16 protein-coding genes are annotated in these 16,916 nt (G+C 74.7%); 9 read left to right on the forward strand and 7 right to left on the reverse strand.

Translation table 11 applies throughout. From position 1 onward, the window contains the following. Window positions 1-54 precede the first annotated feature (54 nt). From BLW57_RS28585 to lgt, 8 genes are all read left to right on the forward strand, one after another. Window positions 55-312 carry an HGxxPAAW family protein gene (locus BLW57_RS28585; protein WP_093478433.1) on the forward strand — a complete coding sequence of 86 codons (258 nt, stop codon included), beginning with the start codon at window positions 55-57 and terminating at the stop codon, window positions 310-312. Between the two features lie 155 nt (window positions 313-467). Beyond that, on the forward strand, window positions 468-920 hold the full coding sequence (locus tag BLW57_RS28590) for a DUF2752 domain-containing protein (RefSeq protein WP_093478434.1): 453 nt from the start codon (window positions 468-470) through the stop codon (window positions 918-920). 189 nt (window positions 921-1,109) lie between these two features. Continuing rightward, window positions 1,110-1,919: an indole-3-glycerol phosphate synthase TrpC gene (gene trpC / locus BLW57_RS28595; RefSeq protein ID WP_093478436.1), complete on the forward strand. Its 810-nt coding sequence runs from the start codon at window positions 1,110-1,112 to the stop codon at window positions 1,917-1,919. Between the two features lie 22 nt (window positions 1,920-1,941). Continuing rightward, entirely contained in the window at window positions 1,942-2,124 is a 183-nt protein-coding gene (trpM, locus tag BLW57_RS28600) for a tryptophan biosynthesis modulator TrpM (RefSeq protein ID WP_073894086.1), read from the forward strand. An 841-nt stretch (window positions 2,125-2,965) separates the two neighbouring features. Then, complete coding sequence (gene trpB / locus BLW57_RS28605) at window positions 2,966-4,249, forward strand: tryptophan synthase subunit beta (protein ID WP_093478437.1); 1,284 nt, start codon at window positions 2,966-2,968, stop codon at window positions 4,247-4,249. Next, window positions 4,246-5,064, forward strand: coding sequence for a tryptophan synthase subunit alpha (trpA, locus tag BLW57_RS28610; RefSeq protein WP_093478439.1), 819 nt, complete (start codon window positions 4,246-4,248; stop codon window positions 5,062-5,064). The genes trpB and trpA overlap by 4 nt, the downstream gene beginning before the upstream one ends. A gap of 129 nt (window positions 5,065-5,193) precedes the next feature. After that, window positions 5,194-5,967 (forward strand): DsbA family protein, encoded by a 774-nt coding sequence (locus BLW57_RS28615; protein WP_073892802.1) that lies wholly within the window; start codon window positions 5,194-5,196, stop codon window positions 5,965-5,967. Window positions 5,968-6,049: 82 nt separating this feature from the next. Then, window positions 6,050-7,063, forward strand: a complete 1,014-nt coding sequence (gene lgt / locus BLW57_RS28620) for a prolipoprotein diacylglyceryl transferase (RefSeq protein ID WP_093478440.1) — start codon at window positions 6,050-6,052, stop codon at window positions 7,061-7,063. Between the two features lie 87 nt (window positions 7,064-7,150). Here the strand turns inward: lgt and BLW57_RS28625 are convergent, their stop codons facing one another. The 7 genes from BLW57_RS28625 to BLW57_RS40985 are packed head-to-tail and all read right to left on the reverse strand — an operon-like array spanning window position 7,151 to window position 15,783. Further along, on the reverse strand, window positions 7,151-7,963 hold the full coding sequence (locus tag BLW57_RS28625) for an HpcH/HpaI aldolase/citrate lyase family protein (RefSeq protein ID WP_093478442.1): 813 nt from the start codon (window positions 7,961-7,963) through the stop codon (window positions 7,151-7,153). Beyond that, complete coding sequence (locus BLW57_RS28630; RefSeq protein WP_093478443.1) at window positions 7,960-9,165, reverse strand: CaiB/BaiF CoA transferase family protein; 1,206 nt, start codon at window positions 9,163-9,165, stop codon at window positions 7,960-7,962. The genes BLW57_RS28625 and BLW57_RS28630 overlap by 4 nt, the downstream gene beginning before the upstream one ends. After that, the gene (gene rbsK / locus BLW57_RS28635) at window positions 9,162-10,055 is read right to left on the reverse strand and encodes a ribokinase (protein WP_093478445.1); all 894 of its coding nucleotides are present in this window, start codon (window positions 10,053-10,055) and stop codon (window positions 9,162-9,164) included. The genes BLW57_RS28630 and rbsK overlap by 4 nt, the downstream gene beginning before the upstream one ends. Further along, entirely contained in the window at window positions 10,052-11,425 is a 1,374-nt protein-coding gene (locus BLW57_RS28640; RefSeq protein ID WP_093478446.1) for an ADP-ribosylglycohydrolase family protein, read from the reverse strand. Before BLW57_RS28640 ends, rbsK begins: the two co-directional genes overlap by 4 nt. After that, a complete protein-coding gene (locus BLW57_RS28645) occupies window positions 11,413-12,642 on the reverse strand; it encodes an ADP-ribosylglycohydrolase family protein (protein ID WP_093478447.1) in 1,230 nt (409 codons plus the stop codon). Before BLW57_RS28645 ends, BLW57_RS28640 begins: the two co-directional genes overlap by 13 nt. A 7-nt stretch (window positions 12,643-12,649) precedes the next feature. Further along, window positions 12,650-13,768, reverse strand: a complete 1,119-nt coding sequence (locus BLW57_RS28650; protein ID WP_093478449.1) for an ADP-ribosylglycohydrolase family protein — start codon at window positions 13,766-13,768, stop codon at window positions 12,650-12,652. After that, a complete protein-coding gene (locus BLW57_RS40985) occupies window positions 13,765-15,783 on the reverse strand; it encodes an ADP-ribosylglycohydrolase family protein (RefSeq protein ID WP_143051628.1) in 2,019 nt (672 codons plus the stop codon). The genes BLW57_RS28650 and BLW57_RS40985 overlap by 4 nt, the downstream gene beginning before the upstream one ends. A gap of 255 nt (window positions 15,784-16,038) precedes the next feature. On the opposite strand from BLW57_RS40985, the gene BLW57_RS28660 reads away from it, so the two are divergent. Then, the gene (locus BLW57_RS28660) at window positions 16,039-16,770 is read left to right on the forward strand and encodes a VIT1/CCC1 transporter family protein (RefSeq protein ID WP_093478450.1); all 732 of its coding nucleotides are present in this window, start codon (window positions 16,039-16,041) and stop codon (window positions 16,768-16,770) included. Window positions 16,771-16,916: the final 146 nt, after the last annotated feature.

The raw sequence follows: 16,916 nt of genomic DNA on the forward strand, positions 1-16,916 counted from the left end.
TCGGAACCGTACGGACACGTACTACGACACGTACACAGCAACGAGGAGCAAGTCATGGCGGGCAGCAGCCACGGTCACACCCCGGCCGCCTGGACCGGTGTCACTATCGCTTTCATCGGTTTCTGCGTCGCGGGCGCCTTCATGGTGATGGCCCAGCCGCTCGGTTTCTGGGCCGGCATGGTGATCATCGCCCTCGGCGGTGTCGTCGGCGGCATCATGCGCGCCATGGGTCTCGGCATGCCGAAGGAGGCGCACGCCCTTCCCCAGAAGGCTCCCGTCGCGACCCGCGAGCCCGCCGGCGTCGAGGGCTGAGCCCCCAAGGCCTTCCACGAGGGGCGGCCCGGCATCCGGAAGGGTGCAGGCCGCCCCTCGTCGTGTGCGGGTCGCCCGGGGTCGAGGGCCGTACGACCGGCCGGGCGGCCGCTTCGCACGCGCGCGTGCCAGGGCCGGCGGGGCAGAATGCCGGCGTGAACGCCGACAGCCGCCCGGTCCCCGCCCCGGCTCCGCACCCCGTCCCGCCCGCCCCGGCATGGCGGCGGCTCGCCGTTCCGGCCGGGCTGTTCACGGCCGTCGCCGGGGCCTTCGCCTACGTGGGCGCCGTCGACCCCAACGAGCCCGGCCACTACCCGGTCTGTCCCCTCTTCCGGCTCACCGGTCTGTACTGCCCCGGCTGCGGCGGACTGCGCAGCGCGCACGCCTTCGTGCACGGCGACCTCGGCACCGCCCTGCACGACAACGCGGCCGGTGTCGTCGCCTACGTGGGCTTCGCCGTGCTGTGGGCCGTCTGGGTGGTCCGGGCGGCACGCGACCGGCCACTCAGGCCGGCCCTCGGCCCGGCGCACCTGTGGGCGATCGGCACCCTGCTGCTGGCGTTCACCGTGCTGCGGAACCTGCCGGCCGGAGCCTGGCTGCGTCCGTGACACGGCCCCGACGGTCGGCCCGCCGCGAGGTCCGGCAGGTGGCCCGCCGGGCGGTCACGGGGTGAAATGTCCAGGTAGTGGGACCGCCGTCCGCCGGATGCGAGGCCACCCCGTTCCTGCGGATACCATCGCAGTGACCAGAGGTTTTCAGAACCTGAAGGAACCACCGTCCGGAAGGGGGCCGCTCGCGTGAGTGTGCTCGACGAGATCATCGACGGAGTCCGTGCCGACCTCGCGGAGCGGCAGGCACGCGTCAGCCTCGACGAGCTCAAGGAGCGCGCGGCCAAGGCCCCCGCCGCCAAGGACGGGGTGGCCGCGCTCAAGGGCGACGGCGTGAAGGTGATCTGCGAGGTCAAGCGCTCGAGCCCCTCCAAGGGCGCGCTGGCCGCGATCGCCGACCCGGCCGGGCTGGCCGCGGACTACGAGGCGGGCGGCGCGGCCGTCATCTCCGTCCTCACCGAACAGCGCCGCTTCGGCGGCTCGCTGGACGATCTGGAGGCCGTCCGCGCGCGCGTGGACATCCCGGTCCTGCGCAAGGACTTCATCGTCACGTCCTACCAGCTGTGGGAGGCCCGGGCGTACGGTGCCGACCTCGCGCTGCTGATCGTGGCCGCCCTCGACCAGCCGGCCCTGGAGTCGCTGATCGAGCGGGCCGTGTCCATCGGGCTCACCCCGCTCGTCGAGGTGCACGACGAGGACGAGGTCGAGCGGGCCGTGGACGCGGGCGCCAAGATCATCGGTGTGAACGCGCGCAATCTCAGGACGCTGGAGGTCGACCGCGGCACCTTCGAGCGGCTCGCCCCGGAGATCCCCGACCACCTCGTGCGGGTCGCCGAGTCCGGTGTCCGCGGACCGCACGACCTGATCGCCTACGCCAACGCCGGTGCGGACGCGGTCCTGGTGGGCGAGTCCCTCGTCACCGGACGCGACCCCAAGGCCGCCGTCTCCGACCTGGTCGCCGCGGGCGAGCACCCCGCGCTCCGGCACGGCCGGGGCTGATCCTTCGGTAGGCTTGGTGCCGATGATGCTTCCGATCACCCCGGCGACGCGGGACCCGTATGCCCGCCTCGCCCGCGGCTGCCGGCCCCGCGGCTGCCGTGCCCCCGCGCGACGGGTGCACGGGCGGCGGGTCCGCTATGTGATCGGCGACGAGCCCGGCCAGGTGAACGGCATGCGATGGCGTCCCGCCGTGTGCGCCGGCTGAGCGGCCGTATTCCTCCGACCCTCGGCTGAGCCTCACCCTCGCCCCACCCGGGCCGACCCGGGGCTCCGGCCCCTCGGCCCTCGCCCACCCACCGGCTCTCCGGCCCGCGACGGTTCGCTGCTCGGCCCGCCGAGCGATGACCCACCCGGGGTCCGCGACGCGGTCGGCCGACGGGCGGCCCTGCGGGCTCGCGCCCGGTCCGGCCCGCGGCTCGGCCGGCTGACGAGCGGCCCGTCCGGTTCGCGACGCGGCCGTCGGGAGCGCCCCACGGGATCCCCGGACCGGTTGTCCGGCGGCGACCCCACCGGGTCCGTGACCCGCCTCGACCGGCCGCGGCCCGCACGGGACGTGCTCGGTCGACCGGACGCGGTCCCTTCGGGGTCGTGAGCGGCTGACCGGAGAGCGACCCACCGGGTTCGCGACACGGGCGATCGGATGCGGTCCCCACGGGATCGTGAGCCGGTCGCCCGGAGAACGCCCACCGGGTTCGTGACCGCTCGACCGGAGCGGCCGGTCAAGGACCGCGACCCGGTCGGCCGGAAGCGGCCCGCCGGGTCGTGAACCGATCGCGGAACGGCCCCGCCGGGTCGGCGACCGTCGATCGGACACGGCCCCCGGGACGACCGTGAGCCGGCCGGCCGACGGTGACCTGGCCGTATCGCGGCTCGGTCCGCCGGCGGAGTCGTGCGGTGGGCGGAGCCCGGTAGCCCGGGAGGGTGCTTGTCCGGGCCCTGCCGACAGGCGGGGCCGGGCGGGTGGGAGAACACCGGCGAGGCCGGCGCACGCGTACCCGTACCCCAAGCCCAGCGACCCGGGGCACCAGCCCCTGCGAGGTATCCGCATGCCCAGCGAGTTCTTCATCCCCGATCCCACCGGCCAGGTGCCCAGTGCCGAGGGCTACTTCGGCGCGTTCGGCGGCAAGTTCATCCCGGAGGCGCTCGTCGCCGCCGTGGACGAGGTCGCCGTCGAGTACGACAAGGCGAAGGCCGACCCCGAGTTCGCCCGCGAGCTCGACGACCTGCTCGTCCACTACACCGGCCGCCCCAGCGCCCTCACCGAGGTGCCCAGGTTCGCCGAACACGCCGGTGGCGCCCGGGTGTTCCTCAAGCGCGAGGACCTCAACCACACCGGCTCCCACAAGATCAACAACGTCCTCGGCCAGGCCCTGCTCACCAAGCGCATGGGCAAGACCCGGGTCATCGCCGAGACCGGCGCCGGCCAGCACGGCGTCGCGACGGCCACCGCCTGTGCGCTCTTCGGCCTCGAATGCACCATCTACATGGGCGAGATCGACACCCAGCGCCAGGCCCTCAACGTGGCCCGCATGCGCATGCTCGGCGCCGAGGTGGTCGCCGTGAAGTCCGGCAGCCGCACCCTGAAGGACGCCATCAACGAGGCGTTCCGCGACTGGGTCGCCAACGTCGACCGCACGCACTACCTCTTCGGCACCGTCGCCGGGCCCCATCCCTTCCCGGCCATGGTGCGCGACTTCCACCGGGTGATCGGCGTCGAGGCCCGCCGCCAGATCCTGGAGCGCGCCGGACGCCTGCCCGACGCGGCGATCGCCTGCGTCGGCGGCGGCTCCAACGCCATCGGCCTCTTCCACGCCTTCATCCCCGACGACGGCGTCCGCCTGATCGGCTGCGAGCCGGCGGGCCACGGCATCGAGACCGGCGAGCACGCGGCCACCCTGACCGCGGGCGAGCCCGGCATCCTGCACGGCTCCCGGTCCTACGTCCTGCAGGACGAGGAGGGCCAGATCACCGAGCCGTACTCGATCTCGGCCGGTCTGGACTACCCGGGCATCGGCCCCGAGCACTCCTACCTCAAGGACTCCGGCCGCGGCGAGTACCGCGCGGTCACCGACGACGCCGCCATGCAGGCCCTGCGCCTGCTGTCGCGCACCGAGGGCATCATCCCGGCCATCGAGAGCGCCCACGCCCTCGCCGGCGCCCTGGACGTCGGCAAGGAGCTGGGCAGGGACGGCCTGATCGTCGTCAACCTGTCGGGGCGCGGCGACAAGGACATGGACACCGCCGCGCGCTACTTCGGCCTGTACGACACCGACGCCGAGGTGGCCGCCAACGAAGCCGACACCGCCGAGATCGAGGGGGACGCCAAGTGAGCGGCAACATCCAGCTGCTGGCGGACACGCTCGCCGCCGCCAAGGCGGAGGGCCGGGCCGCGCTCATCGCCTACCTCCCCGCCGGGTTCCCGACCGTGGACGGCGGCATCGAGGCGATCAAGGCCGTCTTCGACGGCGGGGCCGACGTCGTCGAGGTCGGTCTGCCGCACAGCGACCCCGTCCTGGACGGACCGGTCATCCAGACCGCCGACGACATCGCCCTGCGCGGCGGCGTCAAGATCGCGGACGTCATGCGCACGGTCAAGGAGGCCCACGCGGCCACCGGCAAGCCCGTGCTCGTCATGACGTACTGGAACCCCATCGACCGCTACGGCGTCGAGCGCTTCACGGCCGAGCTGGCCGAGGCGGGCGGCGCGGGCTGCATCCTGCCCGACCTGCCGGTGCAGGAGTCCGCCCTGTGGCGGGAGCACGCCGAGAAGCACGGCCTCGCGACCGTCTTCGTCGTCGCCCCCAGCAGCAAGGACGAGAGGCTCGCCCGGATCACCGCGGCGGGCAGCGGCTTCGTCTACGCCGCCTCGCTGATGGGCGTCACCGGCACCCGCGAGTCGGTCGGCGCGCAGGCCCAGGACCTGGTCGAGCGCACCCGCGCCGCCGGCTCCGCGCTGCCCGTGTGCGTCGGACTCGGCGTCTCCGACGCGACCCAGGCCGCCGAGGTCGCCGGCTTCGCCGACGGCGTCATCGTCGGCTCGGCCTTCGTGAAGCGGATGCTGGACGCACCCGACGACGCGACCGGCCTGGAGGCGGTCCGCGCGCTCGCCGGGGAACTCGCCAAGGGCGTGCGCGGACAGGCGTAACAGGCGTAACCGCAGGTCACCTGTCCTATCAGCACATCCCGCACGACCACCGTGGAACATTCGGTCACTCGAACGAGTGGACCTCGGTCCGGGGAGGCGCGCTGCGCCTCCCCGGTTCGTTCTGGGGGTGTGAGCGAGAAGAACCGTGACGGAAAGCGCACCGCCCGGGAGCGGCTGGCGGTCGAGCGTGAGAAGCAGAAGTCCGCGGACAGGCGTCGGCGCACGCTGATCGTGGGCGCGAGCGTCGTCTGCGTCCTGGCGCTCGCGGCGGTGATCGGCGTGCTCGCCGCGAACGCCGGCAAGGACAAGGGCGGCAGCGCGGGCCCGGCCGTGGCGCCTTCGGGCGCGCAGGGCAAGGACAGCCTCGCGATCCCGGTCGGCAAGGACGGCGCCAAGTCGACGCTCACCGTCTGGGAGGACTTCCGCTGCCCGGCCTGTCAGGCCTTCGAGGCGGCGTACCGGCCTACGCTCCACGAGCTGACGGACGCCGGGAAGCTGCGGGTCGAGTACCACCTGGTCCGGCTGATCGACGGCAACCTCGGCGGCACCGGCTCGCTGCGCGCGGCGAACGCCGCCGCCTGCGCCCAGGACGCCGGGAAGTTCCGTGACTACCACGACGTGCTGTACGCGAACCAGCCGAAGGAGACCGACGACGCCTTCGGTGACGACGCCAGGCTGATCGAGCTGGCCGGCAAGGTGAACGGCCTGGACACGCCCGCCTTCCGCACGTGTGTGAAGGACGGCACCCACAACAGCTGGGTCGACAAGTCCCACGCGGCCTTCAAGGCCGGAAACTTCGGCGGCACGCCGACGGTCCTGCTCAACGGCAAGAACATCTACCAGGACCAGACGATGACCCCGGCCAAGCTCAAGCAGATGGTGGAGGACGCCGCCAACGGGTAAGCGTTTCTCACGCCCCCGTTATGGACCCGTAGCCGGGCGGCTTGCCGTCCCCACCGCCCGGCACGGTAGCGTCGGACCTGTCATGGAACTTGCCTACATTCCCAGCCCGTCGCACGGGGTGTTGTACCTCGGCCCCATCCCGCTGCGCGGCTACGCCTTCTGCATCATCATCGGTGTGTTCGTCGCCGTCTGGCTCGGCAACAGGCGCTGGATCGCCCGTGGCGGACGTTCCGGAACGGTCGCCGACATCGCGGTCTGGGCCGTGCCGTTCGGGTTGATCGGCGGCCGGCTCTACCACGTGATCACGGACTACGAGCTGTACTTCAGCGACGGCCGCAACTGGGTGGACGCCTTCAAGGTGTGGGAAGGCGGCCTGGGCATCTGGGGTGCGATCGCGCTCGGTGCGCTGGGCGCGTGGATCGGCGCCCGGCGTCGTGGCATCCCCCTGCCCGCCTACGCCGACGCCGTCGCGCCCGGCATCGCGTTCGCGCAGGCCATCGGCCGCTGGGGCAACTGGTTCAACCAGGAGCTGTACGGCCGCGAGACGCACGTTCCGTGGGCGCTGCACATCACCTCCTCCGAGGGCGGCCGGGTGCCGGGCTACTACCACCCGACCTTCCTCTACGAGTCACTGTGGTGCGTGGGCGTGGCGCTCCTCGTCATCTGGGCCGACCGCCGCTTCAAGCTGGGACACGGCCGGGCGTTCGCGCTGTACGTCGCCGCGTACTGCGTGGGCCGCGGCTGGATCGAGTACATGCGCGTCGACGACGCCCACCACATCCTGGGCCTGCGCCTCAACGACTGGACCGCGCTGTTCGTCTTCCTGCTGGCCGTGGTGTACATCGTGGTGTCGTCGAGGATCCGGCCCGGGCGTGAGGCGGTCGTCGAGCCGGGTGCCTCCGACGGCGCCTCCGAGACTCCGGCGGACGGGTCCGCCACCGGTTCGGCCGAGGACGCCCCCGAGGAGCCGGCCGACGGTGTCCCGGACGGCCCGTCCGACGGCACGGAAACCGTCGCCGACGCCGACGGGAAGGCCGGGCCGGCCGCCGGGCAGGTGACGGAGGAGACCGCCGAGTCCGCTCCGAAGAAGAGCTGACCGCGGGTCGTACGTGACCGAGGGCGCCCGGGATCTCCGGGCGCCCTCGGTGTGTTCCGGGCGCGTGGCCGCGGTGGCGGGGTCCCGTCACCCTCTGCGGGCCAGCGACAGGGTCCGCTGGGCGAGGGCGACCACCGCCGCGTCGACGAAGCGGCCGTCGGGCAGTGCCTGGGCGCCCGGGTCCGCCGCCGCGGCCTTGATGATCGTCTCGGCCTGCTCGATCTCCGCGGGAGTGGGGAGATAGGCCCGCTCGATGACCGGCAGCTGCCGGGGGTGGATGGCGGCGCGGCCCAGGAAGCCGAGGGCGCGGCCGTGGGCGCAGGACGCGGCGAGCCCGTCCAGGTCGCGGATGTCGGGGTGGACGGACTGCGGCGGCGGGGCGAGTCCGGCCGCGCGGGCGGCGACGACCACGCGGGAGCGGGACCAGTCCAGGCCCGCGTCGGCCCGGACACCCAGGTCGGCCCGGAGGTCGGCCTCGCCCAGGGAGATGCCCCGCAGGGAGGGGTGGGCGCCGGCGATCTCGTGGGCGTGCTCGATGCCGAGGGCCGACTCCAGCAGGGCGTACAGCGGGAGCGGCGTCGTCACCGCGACCTGCCTGATCTGGCCGGGCGAGGTCACTTTCGGCAGCCGCAGCCCGCGGACGCCCGGCAGGGTGGCCAGCGCCGTGAGGTCGGCGGCCGCCCAGGGGCCGTCCAGGGCGTTGACGCGGACGTGCACCGGGACCGGCTGGGGGGCGCGGAGCAGCTCGGCCGTGGCCGTGCGGGCGTACTCCTTGCGGTCCGGGGCGACCGCGTCCTCCAGGTCGATCACCACGACGTCGGCGCCCGCGACGAGCGCCTTGGTGACGACGTGCGGGCGGTCGCCGGGGACGTAGAGCCAGGTGAGCGGGGTCGGGGTCACAGGGCGCCCTCCGCGCGCAGGGCGGCGATCTCGTCCGGGCCGAGGCCCGCCTCGGTGAGCACGGCCTCGGTGTCGGCGCCGTGCGGGCGGCCGGCCCAGCGGATCGCGCCGGGGGTCGCGGAGAGGCGGAAGAGGACGTTCTGCATGCGCAGGGCGCCCAGCTCGGGGTCCGGGACGGTGGTGACCGTGTCCAGGGCCTGGTACTGCGGATCGGCGAGGACGTCACGGACGTCCTGGACCGGGGCCACCGCCGCCTCCGCCTTCTCGAACGCCGCCAGCACCTCGGCGCGGTCGCGGACGGCGATCCAGGAGCCGACCGCCTCGTCCAGCACGTCGGCGTGGGCGGCCCGGTCGGCGCCGGACGCGAACCACGGTTCCCCGATCAGCTCCGGGCGGCCCACCAGGCGCATCACCCGCTCGGCGACCGACTGCGCCGAGGTGGAGACGGCGACCCAGGCGCCGTCGGCGGTGCGGTAGGTGTTGCGCGGGGCGTTGTTCGCGGACCGGTTGCCGGTGCGTTCCTGGACGTAGCCGAGCTGGTCGTACCAGGTGGGCTGGGGGCCCAGGACCGACAGGATCGGCTCGATGATCGCCATGTCGACGACCTGGCCCGTGCCGGTGCGCTCCCGTGCGGCGAGCGCGGTCAGCACGGCGCACGCGGTCGCCAGGCCCGCGACGGAGTCCGCGAGCCCGAAGGGCGGGAGCGTCGGCGGCGCGTCCGGCTCGCCGGTGATCGCGGCGAAGCCGCTCATCGCCTCCGCGAGGGTGCCGAACCCCGGGCGGCGGGCGTACGGGCCGAACTGGCCGAAGGCGGTGACCCGGGCGAGGACGAGCCGTGGGTTGGCCGCCGACAGCTCGTCCCAGCCCAGGTCCCATCTCTCCAGGGTGCCGGGGCGGAAGTTCTCGATCACGACGTCGGCACCGGCGGCGAGTCGCAGCAGCGTGGCGCGGCCGCCGGACGTGGACAGGTCGAGGGTGACGGTCCGCTTGTTGCGGCCGAGCACCTTCCACCACAGGCCGACCCCGTGCTTGGCGGGGCCGTGCCCCCGGGAGGGGTCGGGCCTGCGCGGGTGCTCGACCTTGATCACCTCGGCGCCGAAGTCGCCGAGCATCGTGGCGGCCAGCGGGCCGGCGAACAGGGTCGCGAGGTCCAGGACCCGCAGACCGTCCAGGGCGGGGGGCGTGGGCGTGGTCGTCCTCATGCGGTGTACTGCGCCTCGATCTCCGGGCGGTACGGCATCGACGCGGACGCCCCGGCCCGCTGGACGGAGAGCGCCGCCGCGGCGGCCGCCCAGGACAGGGCCTCCCGCACCGGTTTCTCCTCGGCGAGGGCCACCGCGAGCGCCCCGACGAAGGTGTCGCCCGCACCCGTGGAGTCGACGGCGGGCACTTGGGGCGCCGGGACCACCAGGGGTTCGACGCCTCGCGCCAGGTAGAGGCTGCCGGTCGCGCCGAGGGTGACGACGACCTCCGGGACCTGGTCCAGCAGGGCGGCGGCGGCCTCCCGCGGGTCGGTGCGGCCGGTGAGGGTGACCGCCTCGTACTCGTTCGGCACCAACAGGTCGGTCGCCGCGAGGAGTTCGGCCGGCAGGGGCTGGGCGGGGGCCGGGGTGAGGACGGTGCGGACCCCGTGTCGGCGGGCCGCCTCGGCGCCCGCGACGACCGCGGCCAGGGGGATCTCCAGCTGGAGCAGCAGGGCGTCGGCGGAGGCGATCACCCCCTCGTCGCCGGGGGAGAGGTGGTCGACGGTGCCGTTCGCGCCGGGGACGACGACGATCGAGTTGCCGCCCTCGTCGTCGACCACGATGTGCGCGGTGCCGGAGGGGCCCTCGACGGTGCGCAGGGAGTCGGTGTCCACCCCGGAGTGTTCGAGGGTGTCGCGCAGGCGCAGGCCGAATGCGTCGTTGCCGACGGCGCCGATCATCGAGACGGTGGCGCCGGCGCGGGCCGCGGCGACGGCCTGGTTGGCGCCCTTGCCGCCGGGGACCGTGCGGAACTCCCGTCCCGTCACGGTCTCCCCGCGCTGCGGGGCCTTGCCGACATAGGCGACGAGGTCCATGTTCGTGCTGCCGAGGACGGCGATATGGGTCATGAGCGGGTCGCCTCCGGGTGGGTGACCAGGTGGGTGAGGTGGGCGAGGGAGTCGAATCCGGTGCCGTCGAAGTCGCCGACGGTGGTGGCGAGCCGGTTCTTCAGCGGGGCCCGCCAGCGGTCGGGGAGAGCCGCGGGGTCGCCGGCCAGGAGCCCGGCGACGCTGCCGGCGGTGGCGCCGGCCGAGTCGGTGTCCCAGCCGCCGGACACCGCGCGTCCGACGGACCCGGTGAAGTCGCCGTCCGCGTGGCTGAGGGCGGCGGCGATCAGGGCGGTGTTGGGGACGGCGTGCACCCAGTGGTGGGTGGCGGCGTAGGTGGCGTGGAGTTCGTCCACGATCGTGTCGAAGTCCTCGTGCGCGGCGGCCAGCCGGACGGCGTGGTCGACCGCCCCCGCCAGCCGGGACCGGGACGGGACCACCGCACGGCCGGCGCGCAGGCAGCCGTGGACGTCGTCGGTGCCCGCGGCGGCGGTGGCGATGACGGCGGCCGTGAACATCGCCGCGTAGACGCCGTTGGCGGTGTGGGTGAGGACGGCGTCGCGGTGTGCCTGTTCGGCGGCGGCGGCCGGGTCGCCGGGGTTGCTCCAGCCGTGCACGTCGGCGCGGATCAGGGCGCCGATCCACTCCCGGAACGGGTTGCGGTGACGTGCGGTGTGCGGGGGCTCGATACCGCCCAGGAGGTTGCGGTAGGCGATGCGCTCCGCCGTGAAGGTGCGGCCGGGCGGGAGTTCGTCCAGCCAGAGCCGGGCCACGTCCGCGGTGGTGAAGGACTTTCCGTGGCGCTGGAGGAGCAGCAGGTTCAGCAGGGGGTAGTTGAGGTCGTCGTCCTCGGGCATGCCGTCGATGTTCTCGGCGAGGGAGGTGGCGGCCGAGCGGCGATTCCAGGGGTAAGTGTCGAGAAGCGCGGCGGGGACGCCCCTGGCGGTGAAGTAGCCGGTCAGGGGCCAGTTCCCAGCGGCCTGGGCGAGGGCGCGGACACCGTCCAGCGGGAGTTTCTCCACCGGCTTGCCGAGCAGGCAGCCGATGGCCCGGCCCAGCCAGGCGGCCTCCAGGGCGGCCGGGGCCGGCCCGGGGAGGTCCCGTGCGGCGGGCCAGTCCGGACAGGCGGCCCTGATCCCGGGCAGGTCCGTCGGCTCGTCCTCGGCCAGTCTGCTCGGCAGGTCGGCGAGTTCGTCCAGCAGGTCATCGGCCAGCAGGCGCAGGTACCGGGACACGCGATGCGGGGACGCCCCCGCGCGGTCCGGCGCGTCCGGGCCGCCGGCCGCGCGCCAGCGCGCCGCGACCGCCGCCGGCTCCCGGCCGTCCAGCCGGGCCTGGCGGAGTTCGTGGCCCAGGAGGTCCTCCGGCTGGACCCAGGTCAGGCGCAGCACGGGCGGCCTCCGAGCGCGGTGAACGCCTGCTCGTGGGAGCGGCGGCGCAGTACGTCCCGTTCGAAGACCTCGCGGGTGACGGCGGTGAGCGTGCGGGCCGGGGCCCACAGGTCCAGGCGGCTCGCCTCCGCGACGGTCTTCGCCCAGTCCTCGGGCACGGGGGAGCCGAGGGCGCCCGCGAGGGCCCCGGCCATCGTCGCGATCGAGTCGCAGTCGCGGCCGTAGTTCACCGAGCCGAGGACGGCGTGCCGGTAGTCGCCGCCGGAGACCAGCAACATGCCGAGGGCGACGGGGAGTTCCTCGATGGAGTGCAGCCGGGAGGGGCGGCGGGCGCCGAGGGAGGGCGCGCGGTAGTCGGGGCCGACCGTGTCGTACGGGGCGACCGCCGTGCGCAGCGGGCCGAGCGCCGACTCGAAGTCGCTGTATCCGTACGCCACTTCGCAGACCTTCTCGATCGCCGCGCGGGTGCCGTCCCGGGCGAGGGACAGGCAGGCCGTCACGACCGAGTCCGGGGTGGCGTCCGGTGCGGTGGCGGCGGCGACGGCCGCGGCGAAGACCCCGGCCGCCTCTCGGCCGTACGACGACTGGTGCGCACCGGCGACGTCCAGCGCCTCGGCGTACGCTGCGGCCGGGTTGGCGGCGTTGACCAGGCCGACCGGGGCCATGTACATCGCCGCGCCGCAGTTGACGATGTTGCCGGTGCCCGCCTCCCGGGGATCGACGTGGCCGTAGGCGAGCCGGGCCACGAGCCACTTCTCGGCGAGGAAGACGCGGTGCAGCGGCAGCGCCTCCGCCTCCAGTTCCGGGATCCAGCGGGGGTTCGTCATCAGATCCGGGACCAGGTGGTCGGCGATCGCGTACGCGTCGAGGTGGTCGCGGACGCGGTCGTAGACCCGGATCAGCGCGTGGGTCATCAGGGTGTCGTCGGTGACGTGGCCGTCGCCCTTGTGGTACGGCGCGATGGGGCGGGCGGTGCGCCAGTCGGCGCCGTGCCAGGGCCCGACGACGCCGTGGATCCGGCCGCCGTGGCGTTCCGTGATCTGGTCGGGGGAGTAGCCCTCGACCGGGCCGCCGAGGGCGTCGCCCACGGCGGCACCCACGAGCGCTCCGGTGATCCGCTCGTCGAGTCCGTGCCGGGGCGGTTCGCCGCGGTCCGCCTCCGCGGATCGAGGAGGGTCGGTGGCTCGTTCGGGGTCTTTGGGTTCTTCGGGCGTCATGCCCGAATCATCCTCCCGGAAGGGCCGGTTGCGCGGCTTCCAGGAGTCCGGCGAGTTCCACCAGGTCGGTGCCGGTGAGGCGGGGCAGGGCGCAGCCGGACAGGGTGCGGCAGGCGTCCCGCCAGGTCTGCGGGATCGCCGCGCCGCCGCCGAGGGCGCCGGTCAGCGCGCCCGCGAGGGCGGGGGCGGAGTCGGCGACCCGGGACAGGCAGGCTGCGGCGGGTACGGCTTCGGCGATACGGCCGCGCGCGGCGGTGGCGAGGGCCAGGGCGACAGGGACGGTCTCGGCGGCGGCGATGCCGTAGCTGTAGACGTGGTCGACGATCTGGTGTTCGAGGAGCGGGACGAGGGCGAAGGCCGACTCGCCGTCCTCGGCCAGTGCGAGCGCGTGGCGGGTGTTGCGGCCGATCTCCGTGTCCGCGGGAAGTTCGGCGAGCGCGGCGGTCACGCAGGTGCCGGTGTCCGCTCCGGCGAGGGCCAGCGCCAGGGCCGCCGCCATCGCGCGGGCGCCGTGCACGCCGTCGCCGTCCTGGGTGTAACGGGCGTCGAACTCGGCGAGGGCGGCGGCGCGTCGGGCGTCTCCGGGGTGGGCGACCGCGAGGACGCAGGCGCGGACGCAGGCCGCGTCGTCGAAGTAGTGCGGGTTGTCGTGTCCGGTGGCGGGCGGGCGCAGGCCGGCGGCGAGGTTGCCGAGCCCCGCCCGTACGGAGATGCGGGCGCGCAGGGGGAGGACGGCCGCCTCGATCTCCGGGGCGCGTTCCGCGGCGGCGGCGACCTCGCAGGCGACGGCGGTCCAGGTGAGGTCGATGGCGGCGCGCATACGGCGTTCCCGGCTGAGGTCGCCGAGGACGTCGTCGTCGCCGGCCCGCAGGACCGCCTCGGCGGCGAACACGGCCCACTCGGCGTCGTCGGAGGGGCCGAGGCGGAGGGGCTCGGGGGGCTGGTTGAGGGCGATCGGCACCGGGAGGGTGGTGGTGGCGTTCTGCTCCGCGAAGGTGTCCAGTTCCCGGGTCAGACGGCGGGTCCACTCGGGCATGCGGGCGGCACGGTGCCTCGCCGCGGGCCAGCCGGCGGCGTCTCCGGCGGCCAGACCGAGAAGGAGTCCCTCGACCCGGCGCGCGCTCACGACCGGCCCTCGCTGTCCTGCGACCCACCGTTCCCGGCCCCGACCAGCGGGCTCTGTTCCCCGGCACCCGGGCCACCCGCGCCGGGCCGGGCCGGGAGGGGCGGGGGCTGTCCGGCGGGGGCGGACGCGGGGGGCGGGGTCGCGTCGGCGGGGTGGGGGGAGGTCGCGCGGGGGGCGGGTGGGTCGGTGGGCCCGGAGGCGCTCGGTCCGGTCGGCCGGGGGGCGAGGGGGAGCGCGCCGGGTCGCTCGGCGGCCTCGGCCGCGGGCGCGGGCGGGGGGAAGTGTCCGCTCGGCCGGGGCGTGGTCGGGAGGGGGATCGGTTGTTCGGCGGGCGGCAGGGCCGGGGGGCGTTCGGCGGACGCGGAGGTGGTGGGGCGGGCTGGGGGCCGTTCGGTGGGCGGGGGAGTGGGCGCCGGGGGTGAGGGGCGCTCGCGGGGCCCGGTGGCGGGGACGAGTACCGGGGGTTGCCCGGCCGGCTCCTCGGCGGGCGGCAGGGCCGGGGGGCGTTCGGCGGACGCGGAGGTGGTGGGGCGGGCTGGGGGCCGTTCGGTGGGCGGGGGAGTGGGCGCCGGGGGTGAGGGGCGCTCGCAGGGCCCGGTGGCGGGGACGAGTACCGGGGGCTGCCCGGCCGGCCCCTCGGCGGGCGTGTGCGGTGGTGGACCGGCCGGCTCGGGGGCCGTGGGCAGGGAAGCCGGGGCCGTGGCCGGTCGGGAGGCGGACAGGAGGGAGGCCGGGGCGGCCGCCGACGCGGCGGCCGGCTGCGGTGCGTCGTCGGCGGCTGCGGACACGGCGGCCGGCCGTGGCGGGCTGTCCGTGGTGTGCGGTGCCGGCGTGCTCCCCGTGGCGGGCGCCGCCTCCCGGGCCGGTTCCCGCCCGAGGCTCTGCGGCAGCACCTGCCTGACCTCGTGGACGGGCTGCGAGGTGTCCGGGACAGGGTCGGGAGCGGGCCCCCGGAGCAGCCCTCTCAGGCGTTCCGGCAGTACCTCCGGCAGGACGACGTCCGCGCCCCACTTGCCGCCCTCGCCCGGCACCAGGAGTTCCGCCACGTCCAGGACGTGGTGGCCCGCCATGGAGGGCAGGCAGCGGCCGCGGGCGGGACCGATGGCGGACGCCCAGTCGGGCGGGATCGCGGCCAGCCCCTGGGTGGCCCCGGCCAGCGCGCCGGCCACCGCCGCCGTCGTGTCGGCGTCGCGGCCCATGTTGACGGCCGTCAGCACCGCCTCCCGGAAGTCGCCGTCCGCCGCCGCGTACGCGCCGAAGGCGAGGGCGACCGCCTCCGGGGCCAGGTCGGTCCAGGGGTAGCCGCCGATGACCACCGCGGAGCGGACCGCCCGCTCGCCGCGGTGGGCCACGGTGACCGCGCGCCGCAGGGAGCGGGCCGTCCAGGAGTCGTCCGGGACGACCGCGAGGGCGGAGGCGATCACCACCGTCACCGGCGCTCCCGCCATCGCCGCGGCCACTCCCGCGGCGACCGCCTGGCCGCCGTAGATGCCCTCGCCCTCATGGCTGATCGAGCCGTCCACGGCCACCAGCCGGGCCGCCTCCCCGGGGCGTCCCGCCGCGAAGACCCCGAAAGGAGCCGCCCGCATCGCGAGCCCGTCGCTCCAGGCATGGCGGTGCTGGGCGGAGATGGGCGCGGCCAGGCCCCGGCGGAGGTTCTCCAGGGTGCCGCGTTCGCTGAAGCCCGCGCCCCGGAAGGGGCCCTCGGCCCGGTCCGCGATCCACTCGTGCCAGGCCGCCTCCACATGGGCCGGGGTCAGCGCGGAGCCGTGCCGGGCGAGCAGCAGCCCGGAGAAGATCGCGTACTCGGTGTCGTCCGTGCCGGACGGCCTGTCGGTGACGTACCCGGTGATACGGCCCCAGCGGGCGCGGATCTCGGACGGTCTGAGGTTCTCCGCCGGCGCCCCCAGCGCGTCACCGACCGCAAGGCCCAGCAGGGCGCCGCGGGCCCGTTCGCGGAGTTCGGCGGCGTCCCCGGGCGCCGGGACCGGGGGATTGCGAGCGATCGACACCATCGGGCGGCCTCCTTCGCAGGACCACTTTGCGGATGTGTCCCACGACAGCCGTCGCCACGAGCCTCCACGGACGTGGAGTCACCCGCTCGGCATCTGAGCAGCTCTTCGCACGAACGAGCGACCGACGGTAAAAGCGCAGGTTAGCCCAGCCTTTCCTTGCTGGCGGGATCGGAATGATCAGCGTAGGTTCGGGGTTATCAAAAAGTAGAACTCGTCCAAAGTTAGCTTTGGCTAAGCTATCCCCGGGGGTCCCGCATGGCCATCATCGACACCGAGGCCGCGCTGCACGAGGCGCACCGCGACAACCACACCCACCGCGACGTCAACGGCGGCTGGCTGCGCCCCGCCGTCTTCGGCGCGATGGACGGCCTGGTCTCCAACCTCGCCCTGATGACCGGTGTGGCCGGCGGTTCGGTGGGTCAGCAGGCGATCGTCCTCACCGGGCTCGCGGGCCTCGCCGCCGGCGCCTTCTCCATGGCGGCCGGCGAGTACACCTCCGTCGCCTCCCAGCGCGAGCTGGTCGAGGCCGAGCTCGACGTCGAGCGCCGTGAGCTGCGCAAGCACCCCCAGGACGAGGAGGACGAGCTCGCCGCGCTCTACGTCGCCCGCGGGGTGGAGCCCGCGCTGGCCCGGGAGGTGGCGCGGCAGCTGTCGAAGGACCCCGAGCAGGCCCTGGAGATACACGCCCGCGAGGAGCTGGGCATCGACCCCGGCGATCTGCCCTCGCCCCTGGTCGCGGCCGTCTCGTCCTTCGGTTCGTTCGCCCTCGGCGCCCTGCTGCCCCTGCTGCCGTACCTGCTCGGCGCGACCGCGCTGTGGCCCGCCGTGCTACTCGCTCTCGCCGGTCTCTTCGGCTGCGGTGCCGTCGTGGCCAAGGTGACCGCACGGAGCTGGTGGTACAGCGGTCTGCGGCAGCTCGCTCTCGGTGGCGCGGCGGCCGGTGTGACGTACGCCCTGGGCAGCCTGTTCGGAACGGCCGTAGGATAGCGCCGCCGGTACTTATGCATTGGGCTGTATAAGTAGCCGTTACTCACTGGTTTCGAATGCTTAACCGGTGGGCATGAGCCGTAAGCACTGCGGGCAATGACGCCCGCCGCATCCCCGTGGGGTGGGCCGACGAGGCTCCCCCCGCC

It is taken from the genome of Streptomyces sp. 1222.5, from assembly GCF_900105245.1.
Lineage (GTDB): Bacteria > Actinomycetota > Actinomycetes > Streptomycetales > Streptomycetaceae > Streptomyces > Streptomyces albidocamelliae.

Coding starts and splice junctions, on each gene's coding strand:
- BLW57_RS28585 (WP_093478433.1), top strand. CDS start 55: ATGGCGGGCAGCAGCCACGGTCACACCCCGGCCGCCTGGACCGGTGTC.
- trpM (WP_073894086.1), top strand. CDS start 1,942: ATGATGCTTCCGATCACCCCGGCGACGCGGGACCCGTATGCCCGCCTC.
- trpB (WP_093478437.1), top strand. CDS start 2,966: ATGCCCAGCGAGTTCTTCATCCCCGATCCCACCGGCCAGGTGCCCAGT.
- lgt (WP_093478440.1), top strand. CDS start 6,050: ATGGAACTTGCCTACATTCCCAGCCCGTCGCACGGGGTGTTGTACCTC.
- BLW57_RS28630 (WP_093478443.1), bottom strand. CDS start 9,165: ATGAGGACGACCACGCCCACGCCCCCCGCCCTGGACGGTCTGCGGGTC.
- rbsK (WP_093478445.1), bottom strand. CDS start 10,055: ATGACCCATATCGCCGTCCTCGGCAGCACGAACATGGACCTCGTCGCC.
- BLW57_RS28645 (WP_093478447.1), bottom strand. CDS start 12,642: ATGACGCCCGAAGAACCCAAAGACCCCGAACGAGCCACCGACCCTCCT.
- BLW57_RS40985 (WP_143051628.1), bottom strand. CDS start 15,783: ATGGTGTCGATCGCTCGCAATCCCCCGGTCCCGGCGCCCGGGGACGCC.
- BLW57_RS28660 (WP_093478450.1), top strand. CDS start 16,039: ATGGCCATCATCGACACCGAGGCCGCGCTGCACGAGGCGCACCGCGAC.